The organism is Chryseobacterium sp. FG46 (genome assembly GCF_057809135.1).
Genome location: NZ_JBMDJJ010000032.1, coordinates 1 through 17,826, shown reverse-complemented (window position 1 = coordinate 17,826; position 17,826 = coordinate 1). Strand labels below are relative to the sequence as shown.

Below are 17,826 nucleotides of genomic sequence, written 5' to 3'. Positions count from 1 at the left end.
AGATTATTGGTGATAGGTTGCAGGTATCAGGTATCAGGTATTACGGATTAGCTAATGAATGTGGCAATCTTTACAATAATGGCTGCCATCATTCCCATCCTTTGGAGGAGTGGCAAAAATTCAAAGAATTTTTGACGGGGTGGTTGATACAACACTCACAAAAGCATCCACAGCAGCGGACTTTAGTCCACTTTCATTAAAAATTACTTAACAAGTCGTATCCTTCTTAATCACTCCAATTCTTCCATTGATTTCAATCGGTCTGAAATGTTTCTTCTTAAATTCCGAAGGCGTTTCTCCTGTATGCTGCTTGAATAATTTATTAAAATAAGAAAGGCTTTCAAAACCCACCTGAAAACAAACTTCCGTCACAGACTGATCTTTCAGCAGGAATATTTTAGCCTGATTGATTCGGTAATTGTTAACAAAATCTGTAAAGGTCATATTCGTCTGCTTTTTAAAATACCGGCAGAAAGCAGGAGTGCTCAGGCTCACAACTTTAGCCACTTCATTCACATTGGGTTTTCGGTCGTAATTTTCATGAATGTAATCATAGATAGTTCCCATCCTGATTTTATCATTCAGAAACCATTTGATTCTTGTATCTTCTTTATTGAGTTCCTTTACTTCAGTAGAATCGGCGAGGATTTGCAGAATTTCAATTAACCCAACTAAAGATTCAAAAGAGTTTTTATCTTTAATAATCTGCAGTTTTTCAACAACTGTATTTTTCGTTTCTCCGGAAAATGATAGTCCGAGGTATGACCGTTCTAAAAGGGTTTTAATATTTTCAAATTCAGGAACAGGAAGAATAATATCCTGAAGAAAGCTTTCCCTCATCTGCAATACAAGCTGTTTACATTCGGTCTGAATACCGTAATCAAAATTAAGATGAGGTACATTGGAACCAATCAGTAAAAGATCACTGTCTGTAAAGCCTGAAATATTTTTTCCAACGTGACGGATTCCATTCATAGCTTCTACATATACCAGTTCAATTTCCGGATGATAATGCCAGAAAAAACAGTTTTTCAGAGAAGGAGCAAACAGCTTGAATGATTTCCCTTTTTCAAACTCAATAATTTCTTTCTGGATTTTCATTTTGTTCTGATTTGATTGTTTCTGAATTTAAATTTAAATAAAAAGGTTAATATGGAGCAAATTTTTATCATTCAAAGAGGTGTGAAATTCAAACTTTCTGTCGATTTTTGCACTTTCAAAATAAAGATAGCCAACCAGCCCTTTACTTTGAACGAAATTAATTCAGAAAAAAGATTTAGATACAATGAAGATTGATAAAAGAATAATACCACTGGCCATAGGTGGTTTAGGGATAGGAACTACAGAATTTACGGTCATGGGACTTTTGCCGGATATTGCCAAAACATTGCAGATCACCATTCCGCAAGCCGGACATTTGATTTCAGCGTATGCTATGGGTGTGGTTATCGGAGCTCCGATTTTGATTGGATATTCTGTGAAATTTCCACCCAAAAAAGTTCTGATGGCTTTCATGATCCTTTTTACATTATTTAATGGTCTTTCGGCTATTGCTCCTGGATACAATAGTATGCTGGTTATCCGTTTTATGTCCGGACTTCCTCATGGAGCATTCTTCGGAGTAGGAACAGTGGTGGCTTCAAGAATGGCAGGAAAAGGAAAAGAAGCCTTTTATATATCCATGATGTTTACAGGTCTTACGGTCGCCAATCTGGCAATGGTACCTCTGGTCACCTATATCGGACACACTTTCCACTGGAGACTGTACTTTGCTATTGTAGCAGTTATTGGACTTTTTGCTATCTTATTTTTAAAACTCTGGCTTCCCGCGATGGAATCCAACCAGAATACTCATTTCATGGAAGAGTTGAAATTCCTTAAAAATAAACAGTCTTGGCTGGTATTGGCAATTACAGCGATAGGATTTGGAGGATTGTTCACATGGTTAAGCTATATCACCCCTTTAATGACCATTGTTGCCGGAATCAAAAGCAGCCAGATGGCTTATGTAATGGTTCTTGCCGGAGCAGGAATGGTAGTAGGAAATCTGGTTGGAGGTATTGTTTCAGATAAATTGGGTCCGGAAAAAACCTGTGCTCTTTTGATCTTCCTGATGATGATTTCTCTTGGTGGTGTTTTCTTCCTTGCGGAATATAAAAATATTGCTCTGGTATTGACATTTATGTGTGGTGCTTTGTCCATGTCTATTGCATCGCCTATCAATATTATGATGATGAAAGCTGCCCCGAAAAGTGAAATGATGGCTGCCGCTTTTATGCAGGCAGGTTTTAATATTGCCAATGCAATGGGTGCTTTTCTTGGTGGTATTCCTTTGGAATATGGCTATTCATTCAATTATCCGTCATTGGTAGGAGTGGGAATGACATTGATTGGAGTGGTTATAAGTATAAGATATATGTACCTGTACGGTTCAAGAGCTCAAAATGAAGAAAAAGTAGATGCTGAATGCGTATCATGTGATAAATAAAGAGTTATAGTTAAAAATAAAATCGCCTGTTTCAGTGAGAAACAGGCGATTTTTTATAAGATAAGTTTTATGCCTCTACTTCATCTCCGTTTTTACACCAGTACAGGGCATTATATAAATTTTCTTTAGGAAAGGATTTAAATTCTCCCGGCATCAGAACACTGAAGATACTGGTAAAATCACGTATGCCTTCTTTGTCTGTTACAATGGCTGAACGATTCCAGTTCGTAAGATTTTTCAATCCCAACAGCAAATCTTCAAGCCATGCTCCTACGGTAAAATTATCCAGATCGGTATCCAAATACAATAAATAGTTGAGTTCACCGAATTGCTCTACCTTCTCTTTTACACGCGGAATTACCAGTCTTTCAAAATCCTCTTTCGTTACTTCTCCCGTTGCATTAAATGCTGCAACATTCTCCGGAGCTTCTGGAATAATTGTTATCATAATAAATATTTTTTGGTGGTTTATTTTAAAAAAACAACAATAATTACACCATTATTTGATGTATAATTGTTAAAAAAGGTATAAATGTTGATATTTTAAATGTAAAATATCAATATGGATTTAAAATCAAATGAACCTTTCTGGCTTTTAAAAAACGGATTATTAACATCTTACCCATCTTTAAAATCCAATGAAGAATGTGATGTTCTCATCGTGGGTGGAGGTATTACGGGAAGTCTGATTGCCCATCAGATGATAGAAGAGGGGTATAGTACGATTCTTATTGATAAGAGAGAACTTTGCAACGGAAGTACTTCAGCTACAACTTCAATGCTCCAGTACGAAATAGATGTTCCACTCTATGAACTGATAGAAAAAATAGGAGAAAAGGGCGCGATCTTAAGTTATAAAGCTTGTAGTGATGCTATTGATAAGATAGAAAAACTTTCAAAACTCACCAAGTCAAATGCAGGTTTCAAAAGAAAAAAATCCCTGTATTTTGCTTCGAAAAAGAAAGACCTCCAATGGCTGAAGAAAGAATACCAGGCCCGGAAACAAAACGGATTTGAAGTACAATGGCTGGAAGCAGAACAGGTTTTAGAACAATTTGAGTATGAAAATACCTATGGCGGAATTTTATCAAAACAAGGAGCAAGTATTGATGCTTTTCGGTTTGCTCATGAGTTATGTATACATAATGTAAAGAAAGGGCTGAAGATATTTGATAAAACTGAAATGGTAGCAGTAAAAGAACACAAAGGGTTTAATCTGGTTACCGTTGACAGTGGATTTGAGATCAAAGCAAAAAAAATCATTTACTGTATTGGTTACGAAAGTAAAAATCTGTTAAAAGAAAATTTTGTTAACCTGAAAAGTACCTATGCGGTAGTTTCCGAAATAAATAAAGACAAGTTTAAAAACATCAGCAGCACTTTAGTATGGAATACCGACGACCCGTATCTCTATATGAGAACGACTGATGACGGAAGGCTTTTGATTGGAGGAGGAGATGAAGATTTTTATGACGCAGAAAAGCGTGACGCCATACTCCATAAAAAAGAAAAAGAGATTCTGAAAAATCTAAAGAAAATAAAGCCGGATTACCACTTTTATCCTGATTTTGTATGGGCTGGTACTTTTGGTGAAACTAAAGATGGTTTACCTTACATCAGCGAACATGAGAAATTTAAGAACTCCTATTTTGTGCTAGGTTTCGGTGGAAATGGAATTACTTTTTCCGTAACGGGAATGGAGATGGCTTCTTTATTTATGAAAAACAAAAAGCATCCGTTATCAAGGTATTTTAAGTTTGGAAGATGATGCTTTATTTTACCACAATTTTTTAATAAGAATAAAGGTTATTTAGATTCCTAATCGGAATGATAAACTGCGTAGATAAATCGTTATTTCAATTGTGTCATTCCGTAGAAATTCTGCTTAAATCATTTGAAAAAATGTAGTAAAAAGATACTTTGACAAATAGCCCAATAGAAAGAGCTTAATTCCCCTCCTCCGGAGGGGTGTCGAAAATTCAAAGAATTTTTGACGGGGTGGTAAAAAAAGCGGGCCTCAACCCGCTTACACTACAAACTATACCCATTTTTCTTAGCCAGTTCAAGAATAGAACTCTCAATGGCTTTTCCCAAATCGTCAGAATCATCAGTACCCCGTTTTTTCATTTCGGAGTCAATGTACATCTGCCGCTTTTTAGAAAGTTCCTCTATTTCCTTTTGAATTTTTTCGCGTGCTGCTGATTTTATAGCAATTGTTTTTTGAATTTCCTCTTTGCTTTTTCCTTTCAACTCTGCAGGAAGTTCACTTTCCTTAACACTGGTAATAAATCCGGCATCTTTTTCAGCTTTATCCACAAGATCCCAGTGATCGTTTTTGTAGGCATTCTTTTTAGATTTGGCAACCGCTCTTTCCACTAAGTTGGATGCCGATTGGGCTTCTGCATTTTTATCCTGTGTGATCTGCTTAAGCCTGTATTCGGAGCCATGATTTCCGTAATAGATATACGTATCATTCAACTTTGCATTGCATTCAGAAATTCTGATGTCATAAGGTGTTTCAATATAGAGTACTTTTCTGTCGCTATCAATATTGAAATACTTTCCACCTCCTAATAAAGCTCCGTTTTGCCAGAAAGTCTGGATTCCTTCTTCCCGGCTTCCACAGAAAATGGTATTGGTGTAAATATTTTTACCTTTTGATTTTGAAACAACCTCTTTATAATTTATTTTTCCCTGATCAAATGATTCGTTACCAGCAATATAAATAAGTTTCATACTTTTTTCATTGCTATCCCAGTTGAGGTTGGCAGAGGCATCCCGAATCACCGCACCGCAATATTCACTGCCGCCATTGGTTCTTAATGCAAATAATTTTTCAGAAACCAGATCAAGATCCTGAGTGAGAGGAGTAACCTGGCGGATGTAATTTTCATCACGGATTCCGTCATTGCCATATTCATACAGTGCAATTTCGATCTCGGGAGCTTTTCCGTTGTATCTAAGAGTAGTCAACGTATTCACAATATTCCATAATCTGGATTTTGCCTGATCAATCAGTCCGTCCATACTATTGGAAGTATCCAGAAGAAGAGCAACCTGAATTTTGTTGTCTTTTACAGTAGAGGTTACCGGAATCAATGTCGTTTTTTCTACGGGTAATTTATTGTCAGTATTACTATTGGAGCGGTTATCCGGAATGTTGCCGGAGCTTAATAAAGCTGTGCCCGCTGCAAGTGCTAAGATTTTTAAAGTTGTCATATTGTTATTTTTTTATAAGTTGTCTGTTGTAATTGGGTGATAGCATTTCAACGTTTATTATTTTGAATTCCTAAAGTAAAATTATCCTTATTTAAGGCTGGAAATTGGTAAACTTGGTGAAGCAGCCGTTTGACTTGGTGAACTTGGAAACACGCAAAAAATAAAAACAGCTCCCTAAGGAACTGTCTTTTCAAATCTGTTATTTTAAAGGATTTCGTATTTTGTTTTGATGCTGTATTTCAGCTTGATGTTTTCAATATTATCAAATGAAAAATCTATCGGAGAATCTGCCATTTCCAACTGAATATTGCTTGCTCTTCCTTTGTAAGCTGCCGGCATAATCATATCGCTGGTGTAATCTTCTATTTCTACAATTTCAAGAGCATTTCCTGTCTTTTTACCCATGCTTTCCAATAAGTAGTCAGCTTTTTCTTTAGCTGCTTTTAAAGCATTGATCTTCACTGTTTTTCTGAAATCTGCAATTTTGGTATTCTTTACCTCTGCAATGTTCAGGCTGCTTACCCACTTTTGGTTCAGGTCTTCAAAGATTTTGCTAAGGCTTGATTTTGTACCGGCTTTAAACTGATAGTTCTTGGAAAACCTAGCTGTTTTAGAATAAATATTCTGGTACATGGATTTGAACTTGATATCCTCGTTCTTTACTCCTGCGTTTTTTAAAATATCAAATAGCTTCTTTTCATTATCTGCCAGATCGTTTTTATTATCAGCTTTGATCCCGATACTGAAGATAATTTCATCTGGTTCTACTTCCATTTCGGCAACGCCTGTTACTTCAATGGCGTTTTTCTTTACTTCCTGAGCATTTACAAAGCTTCCAAGGGTTAAAATTCCGATTAATAAAAAATGTTTCAATTTCATAATTTCCTGTTTTTAAATTTTTAATTCTGATGTAAAATTACTCAGATCAGAAACCGGAATCCGGGAGACTTGGTGAAATGGAGCTTTCACTTGGTGAATAGTTTTTGAGTACACTATATATATGTATATCTTTGCTTTATGAAAATGCTTACCCTCTTTATTCTCTTTTTACTGTTGCTTTGGGGAAATACAATATCTTCCCAAACCACCAATAACAGCAGTGCCGCTGTAGAAGAAGTACAGGTAGAAACGAAGAAGCTGAAAAAAGCAATGGACACTAAAAACGAACCTGCCCAGGCAGATTCTTATTATAATATCGGGGAAACATTTTTCAATGGCGGAAACTTTCCGAAAAGTGAAGAGTACTATACAAAAGCCAAAAAACTGTATGAAAAACTCAATGACAAACCCAATATTGAAAAAGCTACCCGAAGATTAGCCCAGTCACAGGAAAAACAGAATAAAATAACGCCTGCCATCAGCAATTACAGTATGGCTGCACAGATGAGTTACAGCGAAAAAAGTAAAGCTGTCAATTCTAATGATGTGGCAAGGCTTTCTTCTCCTACACCGGAGCTTAAAGCAGAGGCTATTCAGAATAATATCAATCTTACTAAAAAAGAAAATGAGCAAGGCGATCTTGCAGAAAGCTACAGTCAGCTGGCAGATGTTAATCTCAGACAGAAAGACGTATCCAGTGCTGAAGAAAACCTGAATACAGCCTATACAATTTCTAAAAAAGAAGCTCCTCAACAGGCGTTGGCAATCAATCAGAAACTGGCAGATCTTTATGTAGAAAACAAAAACTTTGAGAAAGCTATTGAAGCTAAAAAGAAAGTTCTGAAAGAAGATTTCGTGAAAGAAAACTCACAGGAAAAAGTCAATCAGATTCAGGAGCTGGCAGATATCTATATTAAGAAAAATGATCCGAAGGAAGCCGTAGATCTTTTGAAAAATGCCTACGGAATTGCTTTAGACAAAGGTCATACGCTGGAAGCACAGAGAAGTGTGAAAAAACTGGACAGCCTTTATGCCATTTCAGGAAATCTAGATGCTTCCGTTCAGCTGTACAGAGACTTTTTGGGAAAACTTCCGAATCTGGTTTCCAAAGACAGAAGTCTTGTTGATAATAAAATTCTCGAAGATACAGAACAGCGAATCTCACAACTGGAAAAAGAAAAAGAGCTTAAAGACGAATTGATCAGAAAGAAAAATGTTTTTAATTACGGACTGATCGGAGTTTTGATTTTACTGACAGGATTAATCATTTTTATTTTCATAACCCTGAAAAAGGTTCAGACGAAAAATAAGAAAATAGCGCTTCAGTCGCTGCGTCGTGAAATGAATCCTCACTTTATTTTTAACAGTTTAAATAGCGTTAACCATTTTATAGCCACCAATAATGAGCTGGAAGCGAATCAGTATCTTACAAAATTTTCCAAACTAATGCGCGGTGTAATGGAAAATTCTACTGAAGATTTTATTCCTTTTCAGCAGGAGCTGGACCTTCTTCAAAATTATCTTGCTCTGGAAAAAACACGTTTTGCAGATAAATTTGATTATGAAATTGAGGTAGATGAAAGTCTGAATATGCAAAACCTGCAGGTTCCGGGAATGCTGATACAGCCGTTTCTGGAAAATGCCGTCTGGCATGGACTTCGTTACAGAGCAGACAAGGGATTTCTAAAATTGAGCTTTGAGAAAAGTGAATCTCATCTGAAAATCATTATTGAAGACAACGGAATTGGGATTGAAGAAAGTAAGAAGCAGAAAACCCAGCACCAAAAGACCAGAGAGGGCAGAGGAATGAAAAATACACTGGAAAGAATCCAGCTGCTGAATGATCTGTACAAAAAAGAGATCACCTGCTCGGTAAAGGATAAGGAAAATAACAATGGTGTTTTGGTAACCATCCGGATGAATCTTGCCTAATCGGAATTAAGGCGGATTGTATGATTGGTTAAATATTCCTAATTTGCACCTGCAACCTATTATCGGCCACCTAAAATCTGTTCAAATGAAAATAAAAGCAGTCATTGTAGATGATGAACTTATAGCAAGGGAAGTTTTACGAAGCTATCTTACCAAATACTGTCCGCAGGTGGAAATTCTGGGTGAAGCTGAAAATATCAAAGAAGCTGTTCCGTTAATTGCTGAAAAACAGCCACAGCTGGTCTTTCTGGACGTAGAAATGCCTTTTGGAAATGCCTTTGACGTTTTGGAAGCCACCAGAGATTTCTCCTATGAAACCATTTTCATTACCGCCTTTTCACAATATTCTTTACAGGCTTTAAATAAATCGGCAAGTTATTATATTTTAAAACCTATCGATATTCAGGAACTGATTCTTGCAGTGAATAAAGTGGCGGAAAGCCTTGAGAAAAAAGATGAACTCAACCGGAATAAGATTCTTCTTGAAAACCTGAAATTAAAACCTGAAAAACAGCAATTGATTTTGCCAACTTTACAAGGATTTGACGTCGTAAAAACCGAAGATATTGTCAGGCTTCAGGCGGATGGAAACTTTACTCAGGTATATCTTACGGATGGCTCGAAGAAGATGGTATGCCGTTTTCTGAAACACTTTGATGACCTTCTGGAAAATCCGTTTGTAAGGGTTCACCGTTCTCATATTATCAATACATGTTTCGTAAAATCCTATCATAAAAGCGGTACGGTTATGTTGTCTGATGATACGGAAATTGAGGTTTCAGGAAGCTTTAAAGATAATTTCCTGAAGGTATTTTCATAGAATTTATTGTACCTTTAACAGACTTAAGGCATTATTTTTGACATTTTTATAACAACCACACAAAATATTTCTGTCATGAAAACTATTCATAAAATTATACTTCCCGTTTCGTTAGGAGCATTGGGGCTTATCGTTTTCAATTCCTATTCTGTAAGAATTCCAAGAGGAGCAGCTGCTGTAAAGAATTTTGACCTTAAAAAATATCTGGGAAGATGGTATGAGATCGCGCGTTTTGATTACAGGTTTGAGAAAAATATGGATAATGTTACTGCAGAGTATACAGAGAATCCGGATGGAACAGTTCAGGTCAGAAATAAAGGCTACGATTATAGTAAAAAAGTATGGAATGAATCTATCGGAGAAGCAAAATTTGTAAAAGATCCGACAGAAGCCCGTCTCAAAGTTTCATTTTTTAAACCAATATGGGCTGGTTATAATGTGATAGATATTGATGAAGACTATCAGTATGCGCTGGTAGCAGGAAGCAGCTTAAAATATTTATGGATACTTTCCCGTACCACCAGTATTCCGGAAAGTATCCGCCAGCGTTTCATTCAGAAAGCAAAAAAAATCGGCTACAATACCGAAGAACTGATCTGGGTGAAGCATAATTAATAAAAAACAAAATCGCAAAAGGGTCAATTTGTAAATCAGCCGTTTTGCGATTTTATCTTTTCAATATTAGCTATTAATGTATTCTTTCCATTCCTCAAAACGATGATCAATAACCTGTTTCATCAGATCATAGTTTTCGTAGGTATCCTCTATGTGATAGAATGTTTCGTATTCGTAGTCGCTTTCCTCTGCTTTGGCATCAAAAATATTCACGTAATCATCGGCAAATGAGCTGTATCGGTTACCGAAATCTGTATCGTCTGCATAATAGTCTTTGGCAAAAAGATTTCCCAGTTCATTCAGATCATATTCAGAAAATTTTCCGTCGCAGGAATCCATAACAAATTCTGCACCGGTAATTTCTCTTCGTTTTACCTTTTCTATTTCTTCTGCAGCATCTTCTTTCAGCTCATCAGAAATAAGATTGTTATGAATACACCAGTTCAGGAACATTCCCGTGTGTGTAGCTCCGTTTTTCTGAGGAAGTCCTTCCGGAAAATCACCGCCATAATGCCATGAAGCATCATCATATTTAGACATAATTCTTCTTGTAGTTTTAGATAATTTCGTCAAAAATAGAAAAAATCAATTTATATTGTCGCTGCCACAGAATTTTCCGTCATTTGCATAGAATTTTTTCAACAAAAAAACATATGGAAAAAGCTGTTCTGATTACTATCGGTGATGAAATCCTTTCCGGAAATACGGTAGATACCAATTCTAATTTTATTGCCACGGAACTTAAAAATATAGGAATAAAAGTTATTCAGATTCTTACGATCTCAGATGAAATTGAAACCATTAAAAATGCATTGAATGTTGCTTTTGAAGCAGGTGATTTAGTCATTACAACGGGTGGACTTGGGCCAACCAGAGATGATAAAACCAAAAAAGCCCTCGCAGAATATTTCAACGATGAAATAGCTCTGGATGAGGTAACCTTCAACCACCTGAAAGGTTATATGGAAAGACGAGGAAGAGCAGATATTCTCGAAAGAAACAGAGAACAGGCTTTTGTTCCTACCCAATCCATTGTTTTTCAAAACCATTACGGAACTGCTCCATGCATGATGATGGAACAGGACGGAAAATTGTGCTACAGCCTTCCGGGGGTTCCTTACGAGGTGAAACCACTTATTAAAGATCAGATTATCCCTTATTTACAGCAAAGATTCAGCCTTCGCTATATCTATACCAGAATTGTTTCTGTAGTAGGTATTCCTGAAAGTATTCTTGCAGACAAAATTGAAGACTGGGAACTGGCACTTCCGGAAAATATTGCACTGTCTTATCTTCCGGTGGGAACACGTGTAAAGCTTCGTCTGACGGCTTCCGGAGAAAATGAAGAAGATCTGAAACAGAGAACAGAAGAAGAAATCCAGAAATTGCTTCCTCTGGTAGAAGGTCATGTGATTGCAGTATATGAAGATAAAATTGAAAATATTCTGGCAGAAATGCTTACCGAAAGAAAGTTGACGATTTCAACCGCAGAAAGTTGTACCGGAGGTGAACTCGCAAAAATGATCACTTCAGTTTCCGGCAGTTCAAAATATTTTCTGGGTGGAATGGTAGCGTATGCCACAGAGAAAAAAATTAAAATTCTGAATGTCTCCAGAGAAACTGTTGATGAGTTCACTGTGGTGAGCGAACAGGTGGCACAGGAAATGGCCAAAGGCTGCCAGGAATTGTTTGAAACCCATATTTCCCTTTCTACAACAGGTGTTGCAGGACCGGGAAAAGGAGAAGACGGTAAAGATGTAGGAACGGTTTACTATACGATCAGAATCAATGATCAGGAAGTAACCTCAAAATTGTACATGCCCCATCTGGAAAGAGCAGACTTTATGCATTTTGTATCTCAAAAGGTGATTCAGGATTTGGTAAGTCTTCTTGTAAACAGTTAGATAGGGGTATATCCTTTTAATTTTTTTTTAATTAATTTTTATACAGTTTTTCACGCTTTTTGAAAGCCCTACAATAAATTTCAAAAATCGTGGAAAATTCCAAACAGATTTTTCAGACCAGCAGCAAAAAACGCTGGAAAAGTGTACAGTGGGGAAGCCGTGTTTTTATTTTTATAGGAATACTGCTTCTGCTTGCTTTAGGTTTGATGATGACTCTGGACAGAAGTCCTAAAATACCTTTTAAAGAAGATTATAAAGCGGTAATTACAGCCAATAAACCGTATCTTCAGGAGAATAAAATTTCCAAAGAATATAAAGGTTTCAGAAGTTTTATTTCTGAAAAAACAATTCATACCAGTCTCGACAAAATTGAGAAGGCAAGAGCCGAAAGATACAAGAATCAGAACCGAAACTGGACCCAGTTTCCGGGAGGAATCCGTTCTGCATTTTATGTGGCGTGGGATCCTCAGTCGCTGATGTCTCTGAAAAGAAATATCAGACACGTGAATCTTGTTTTCCCTGAATGGTTTTTCCTTGATCCCAAAACAGGTGACCTTAAAACCAATGTGGATCCGGAAGGCTGCAAAGTGATCAAAAGAACGGGTGTTGCAGCCATGCCAATGCTCAGTAACAACTCAGACAGAGAATTCCGTTCAGAAGGATTGGTGAAAGTTCTTAATGATCCTCAGAAAAGAACCCATCTGATTCAAAAAATTACCCAGCAATGTCAAAAATATCATTTCAAAGGAATTAATATTGACTTTGAAGATATGAACCTGAATTCTGATGACAATCTGATTGCCTTTATGAAAGAGCTTTCAGAAACCTTCAAAAAGAATCAGCTGCTGGTTACCATGGATATCATGACAGATAATGACGATTACAATATCCCAAGACTGAATCCTTATGTAGATTACTTTGTGCTGATGGCTTATGATGAATATTCTGCCGGAAGTGATGCCGGTCCGGTTTCTTCCCAAAAATGGATTGAAGAACAGACCGGGAAAATCGTAAAACAGGTTTCTCTGCAAAAAATCATTTTGGGCTTGGGAGCATACGGTTACGACTGGAGTTCTAATAAGGACGATAATACCTCTGTTACGTACATGCAGGCAATCACAAAAGCCAGTGCCAGTAAAGCCGTTATTGATTTTAATGACAATACGTTTAATTTAAATTATTCCTATACAGATTCTAAAAATCTTACCCATACCGTATTTTTCAATGATGCGGCTTCTATCTTCAATACAATGCGTTTCTCCTCAGAATATCCTTTGGCTGGAACCGCACTCTGGAGGCTCGGAAGTGAAGACAGCAGAGTCTGGAATTTCTATGATAAAGACCTCACGTTTGCCGGGCTTTCCAGACTGAATTTAAAAACACTGGAAAATGTAAAAGGACAGACGATGGTGGATTACATTGGAGACGGAGAAGTATTAGACGTTCTGAATACGCCTCATGACGGAAAAATTGCACTGGAAATTGATCCTAAAGAGAAAATTATCACAGACGAGAATTATATTACCTATCCAAGTTCTTATGAAGTAAAAAAATATGGAAGCGCTCCTCAGAAAGAGCTTGTCCTCACTTTTGATGACGGTCCGGATGAAACCTACACACCGCAGGTTTTGGATGTATTGTCCAGATATCATGTTCCGGCAGCCTTCTTTCTGGTAGGATTAAATGCAGAAAAAAACCTTCCGCTTGTGAAAAGGATTTATCGTGAAGGACATGAAATAGGAAATCACACATTTACCCACGAGAATGTAGCAAAAGTAAGTCCGGAAAGGGCTTTGCTGGAAATGAAGCTTACCCGTTTGCTCATAGAGTGTGTGACGGGACATAGTACAATCCTGTTCAGAGCACCATACAACGCAGACTCTGAACCTACCACTTCGGAAGAGATTATTCCGGTAGCTTTGGCAAGACAGCAGAATTATCTTGATATCGGGGAAAATATAGATCCTGAAGACTGGCAGCCGGGAATAAAAGCAGATGAAATTGTAAAACGTGTAATGGCCGGAATCAAACAGGAGAGAGGAAATATAATTCTTCTTCATGATGCAGGCGGAGATACCAGAGAAGAAACCGTAAAAGCTTTAAAAATTCTGATTCCGGCTCTTCAGAAACAAGGCTATCATTTTACCAACCTGACGAATATTCTGCACAAAAGCAGGAACGAACTGATGCCTGAAGTTCCTAAGACAAAGTCTTATTACATCATGCAGCTGAACCTTGTATTAGCAACTGTCATTTATGGTATAAGTCATTTTCTGGTTGCCTTGTTTACTATCTTTATTGTGTTAGGGCTGATCCGACTAATGCTGATGGCCTACTGGGCTTTTAAAGAAAGAAAAAAAGAGAAAAAACTGGGCGGATTTCCGGTTCTGGAATCCTACCCGAAGGTTTCAATTATTGTTCCTGCTTATAATGAAGAAGTGAATATCGTTTCTTCCCTGCAGAATTTGCTGAAACAGACTTACCCTAATTTTAATATTATTATGGTTGATGACGGAAGTAAGGATTCTACTTATGAAAAAGCATTGGAAGCATTCCCGGATCACCCGAAACTGAAAATTTTCACCAAAAGTAACGGTGGAAAAGCAACCGCTTTAAATTTCGGAATAGCACAGACGGATGCTGAATATGTAGTGTGTATTGACGCAGATACCAAATTACAGCAGGATGCAGTGAAATATATGATCGCAAGATTTTTAAATTCAGATCCGGAAGAAAGAATAGCAGCGGTAGCAGGAAATGTGAAAGTAGGAAACAGGGTCAACTGGCTCACCAAATGGCAGGCTGTAGAATATACAACAAGTCAGAATTTTGACAGGCTGGCATATGCTCACATTAATGCGATTACTGTAATTCCGGGAGCTATCGGCGCATTTAAAAGAGCTGTAATCATGGAAGCAGGAGGCTATTCATCTGATACCTTGGCAGAAGATTGTGATATTACCGTGAAAATATTAAAAGCAGGATATACGGTTGCTAATGAAAACAGAGCCGTTGCAGTCACTGAAGCACCGGAAACCGTGAAACAGTTTTTAAAACAACGTTTCCGATGGACCTACGGAATCATGCAGATGTTCTGGAAACAGAGACAGACTTTCCTTAACCCTAAATATAAAGGATTGGGTCTTTGGGCAATGCCGAATATTTTATTATTCCAATATATTATTCCATTTTTCTCACCATTGGCAGACGTGATAATGTTCTTTGGAATTCTGTCCGGAAACGGAGACAAAATATTCACCTATTATCTGATCTTCCTTTTGGTGGATGCTTCACTAGCTTTAATTGCATTCATCGTTCAGCGGGAAAAGCTGATTAATCTGCTGTATATTATTCCGCAGAGATTCGGATATCGCTGGCTGATGTATATTGTATTGTTTAAAAGTTTAAGAAAAGCATTGAAAGGTGAAATGCAGTCCTGGGGATTTCTGAAAAGAACCGGAAATGTAAAAGAGATAGCAACTTCATGATAACTGATAAAGGCTGGAAGCTGGAAGAATGAGGCTGGAAGTTCCGGATTTTCATAACTTCCAGTTTCCTGCTCCCAACTTCCCATTTATGATGCTTTCATGTTATTTATTTAAATTTGTTTTTACAATTAAGTAACAAATCCGAAATAAATCATACCTATTCTAAAAATTGTTATCATAATGAAAAAAATAACGCTTTCTTTGTTTTTAATAACAGGGATCTGTACTCAGACTACGATGAGTGCACAAGCTAAAGCTGCTAAAGTAGCAGTGAATAACACTGATAAAGGCTTAGACCTTAGCCTGATGGACACTTCAGTGCGTCCTCAGGATGATTTTTACAACTACGTAAGTGGAACCTGGATGAAAACTGCCAAAATTCCATCTGACAAACCAACTTGGGGTAGCTTCAACAAACTGGCTGAGGATACGGATAACAATTCCATGACTATCCTGAACTCTCTTCTGAAAGATAAATTTGCTGACGGAAGTGAAGGGAAGAAAATTCAGGATCTGTATGCTACTTACATGAACATGCAGAAGAGAAATGCAGACGGAATCAAACCTATCCAGGAAAACCTGAACAAGATTGATGCTATTAAAAACATGGCCGATCTTCAGAACTACCTTACTTCTGTAACGAAAGAAGGGGAAAACGTTTTCTACGGATGGGGAGTGGATGCAGACCTTAAAGATTCTAAAATGAATGCCGTTTACTTAGGAAACGCTTCTCTAGGTTTAGGAAGAGATTACTATCAGAAAGTAAACGAGAAAAATACAGAAGCAATTGCTGAATATCAGAAATATGTAGCTTCAATGCTAAAAGAATTAGGATACAAAAATGCTGATGAAGCAGCAAAAGGTATTGTTAATTATGAAAAAAGCATCGCAAATACTTACCTGACAAACGAGCAGAGCCGTGATAACACACTTCAGTACAATCCTAAGACGATGGCTGAACTTTCTGCTTTGGTAAAAAATGTTGACCTTCCAGGTTACCTTAAAAAAGTAGGCGTAAATTCTGACAAAGTAATTATCAGTGAATTAGGATTCTATAAGAACTTTGATAAATTGGTAAACGCTCAGAATCTTCCTGTGATCAAGGATTATCTGAAATTTCACATGATCCACGGAAGTGCTTCTTACTTAAGCGAAAACTTAGGAAACATGAAATTTGCTTTCTATGGTAAATACCTGAGAGGACAGCAGGAACAAAGAGCTCTTAACAAGAGAGGTTTTGAGCTGATCAATGGTTCTTTGGGACAAGCTTTCGGAAAACTATATGTTGAGAAATATTTCCCTGCTGAAGCAAAAGCTCAGATGGTAGAACTGATTGATTATTTAAAGAAAAGTTTCGCAGTTCATATCAATAACTTAGCATGGATGTCTTCTACCACTAAGGAAAAAGCAATGCAGAAACTGAACAAGTTCACTGTAAAAGTAGCTTATCCGGACAAATGGAAAGATTATTCAAAATTAAATATCGTTTCTGAAGCGAATGGTGGAAACCTTTACAAAAACCTTCAGAACATCGGAGAATGGCAGTATAACAAAGACTTAGCTAAAATTGGGAAGCCGGTAGATAAAACAGAATGGGGAATGACCCCACAAACTGTAAATGCATATTACAATCCGGTAAACAACGAGATTGTATTCCCTGCAGCCATCCTTCAGCCGCCATTTTTTAACCCTAAAGCTGATGCTGCGGTAAACTTTGGAGGAATCGGAGCCGTTATCGGTCACGAAATGAGCCACGGATTTGATGATTCAGGTGCACAGTTCGATGCAGATGGTAACCTGGTAGACTGGTGGACTCCGGAAGATAAAGCAAACTTCGAAAAAGCTACAAAAGCCCTTGCTTCTCAGTATGATAAATATGAGCCTGTAAAAGGAACTTTTGTAAACGGTACTTTCACAAACGGTGAAAATATCGCTGACTTAGGTGGTGTAAATATCGCTTATGACGCTCTTCAAATGTACCTGAAAGATAAAGGAAATCCAGGGAAGATCAGTGGATTCACCCAGGATCAGAGATTCTTCCTAAGCTGGGCAACGGTTTGGAGAACATTATCAAGTGAGAAATATATGGTGAATCAGGTGAAAACTGACCCGCACTCTCCAGGATATTTCAGAAGCTTTGGTCCGCTTATCAACGTTGATGCATTCTACAAAGCATTCGATGTGAAAAAAGGAGACAAATTATACAAAGCTCCGGAAGAAAGAATCAAAATCTGGTAACAATAACAACCGCTCAGCAATGGGCGGTTTTTTTTAGGTAGCAGGTGATAGATGTTAGGTAGCAGGTGGCAGATGATAGGTAGCAGGTGATAGGTAGCAGGTGATAGGGATTAGGGATTAGGGATTAGGGATTAGATATTAGAGATTAGGAGATCGGAAGACTTCTATTTGTAATAACGGCTTCCATCATTCCCCTCCCTCGGACTATCGTGTGGACACATCTTTAAAGATTTTGTAAGCTTT

General features: G+C 37.4%; 13 protein-coding genes. 8 read left to right on the top strand and 5 right to left on the bottom strand.

Annotation, left to right across the window (positions count from 1 at the left end; all coding sequences use genetic code 11):
• Positions 1-207: 207 nt before the first annotated feature.
• Entirely contained in the window at positions 208-1,101 is an 894-nt protein-coding gene (locus ACODR7_RS18640; protein WP_488841412.1) for an AraC family transcriptional regulator, read from the bottom strand.
• 184 nt (positions 1,102-1,285) lie between these two features.
• Here ACODR7_RS18640 and ACODR7_RS18635 point away from each other — a divergent pair, with 184 nt between their 5' ends.
• The gene (locus ACODR7_RS18635; RefSeq protein WP_488841410.1) at positions 1,286-2,488 is read left to right on the top strand and encodes an MFS transporter; all 1,203 of its coding nucleotides are present in this window, start codon (positions 1,286-1,288) and stop codon (positions 2,486-2,488) included.
• A gap of 67 nt (positions 2,489-2,555) precedes the next feature.
• On the opposite strand, the gene ACODR7_RS18630 is transcribed toward ACODR7_RS18635, so the two are convergent.
• Positions 2,556-2,936, bottom strand: coding sequence for a SpoIIAA family protein (locus ACODR7_RS18630; protein WP_034692101.1), 381 nt, complete (start codon positions 2,934-2,936; stop codon positions 2,556-2,558).
• A gap of 114 nt (positions 2,937-3,050) precedes the next feature.
• On the opposite strand from ACODR7_RS18630, the gene ACODR7_RS18625 reads away from it, so the two are divergent.
• Positions 3,051-4,256, top strand: a complete 1,206-nt coding sequence (locus ACODR7_RS18625) for an NAD(P)/FAD-dependent oxidoreductase (RefSeq protein WP_488841407.1) — start codon at positions 3,051-3,053, stop codon at positions 4,254-4,256.
• Positions 4,257-4,519: 263 nt separating this feature from the next.
• Here the strand turns inward: ACODR7_RS18625 and ACODR7_RS18620 are convergent, their stop codons facing one another.
• Together ACODR7_RS18620 and ACODR7_RS18615 are read right to left on the bottom strand one after the other, a co-directional pair.
• Positions 4,520-5,707 carry a vWA domain-containing protein gene (locus ACODR7_RS18620; protein WP_488841405.1) on the bottom strand — a complete coding sequence of 396 codons (1,188 nt, stop codon included), beginning with the start codon at positions 5,705-5,707 and terminating at the stop codon, positions 4,520-4,522.
• Positions 5,708-5,911: 204 nt separating this feature from the next.
• A complete protein-coding gene (locus ACODR7_RS18615) occupies positions 5,912-6,586 on the bottom strand; it encodes an SIMPL domain-containing protein (RefSeq protein ID WP_488841403.1) in 675 nt (224 codons plus the stop codon).
• Positions 6,587-6,724: 138 nt separating this feature from the next.
• Here ACODR7_RS18615 and ACODR7_RS18610 point away from each other — a divergent pair, with 138 nt between their 5' ends.
• From ACODR7_RS18610 to ACODR7_RS18600, 3 genes are all read left to right on the top strand, one after another.
• On the top strand, positions 6,725-8,518 hold the full coding sequence (locus ACODR7_RS18610; protein WP_488841401.1) for a tetratricopeptide repeat-containing sensor histidine kinase: 1,794 nt from the start codon (positions 6,725-6,727) through the stop codon (positions 8,516-8,518).
• A gap of 85 nt (positions 8,519-8,603) precedes the next feature.
• On the top strand, positions 8,604-9,338 hold the full coding sequence (locus tag ACODR7_RS18605; RefSeq protein WP_488841399.1) for a LytR/AlgR family response regulator transcription factor: 735 nt from the start codon (positions 8,604-8,606) through the stop codon (positions 9,336-9,338).
• 75 nt (positions 9,339-9,413) lie between these two features.
• Positions 9,414-9,953 carry a lipocalin family protein gene (locus ACODR7_RS18600; RefSeq protein ID WP_488841397.1) on the top strand — a complete coding sequence of 180 codons (540 nt, stop codon included), beginning with the start codon at positions 9,414-9,416 and terminating at the stop codon, positions 9,951-9,953.
• Between the two features lie 66 nt (positions 9,954-10,019).
• Here ACODR7_RS18600 and ACODR7_RS18595 read toward each other — a convergent pair whose 3' ends face one another.
• Positions 10,020-10,493 (bottom strand): DUF7832 domain-containing protein, encoded by a 474-nt coding sequence (locus ACODR7_RS18595; RefSeq protein WP_413928934.1) that lies wholly within the window; start codon positions 10,491-10,493, stop codon positions 10,020-10,022.
• A gap of 113 nt (positions 10,494-10,606) precedes the next feature.
• Here ACODR7_RS18595 and ACODR7_RS18590 point away from each other — a divergent pair, with 113 nt between their 5' ends.
• From ACODR7_RS18590 to ACODR7_RS18580, 3 genes are all read left to right on the top strand, one after another.
• The gene (locus ACODR7_RS18590; RefSeq protein ID WP_488841395.1) at positions 10,607-11,857 is read left to right on the top strand and encodes a CinA family nicotinamide mononucleotide deamidase-related protein; all 1,251 of its coding nucleotides are present in this window, start codon (positions 10,607-10,609) and stop codon (positions 11,855-11,857) included.
• Positions 11,858-11,946: 89 nt separating this feature from the next.
• Positions 11,947-15,345, top strand: a complete 3,399-nt coding sequence (locus ACODR7_RS18585; RefSeq protein WP_488841393.1) for a trifunctional glycoside hydrolase family 18/polysaccharide deacetylase/glycosyltransferase family 2 protein — start codon at positions 11,947-11,949, stop codon at positions 15,343-15,345.
• Between the two features lie 180 nt (positions 15,346-15,525).
• Positions 15,526-17,583, top strand: a complete 2,058-nt coding sequence (locus ACODR7_RS18580; protein ID WP_488841391.1) for a M13 family metallopeptidase — start codon at positions 15,526-15,528, stop codon at positions 17,581-17,583.
• Positions 17,584-17,826: the final 243 nt, after the last annotated feature.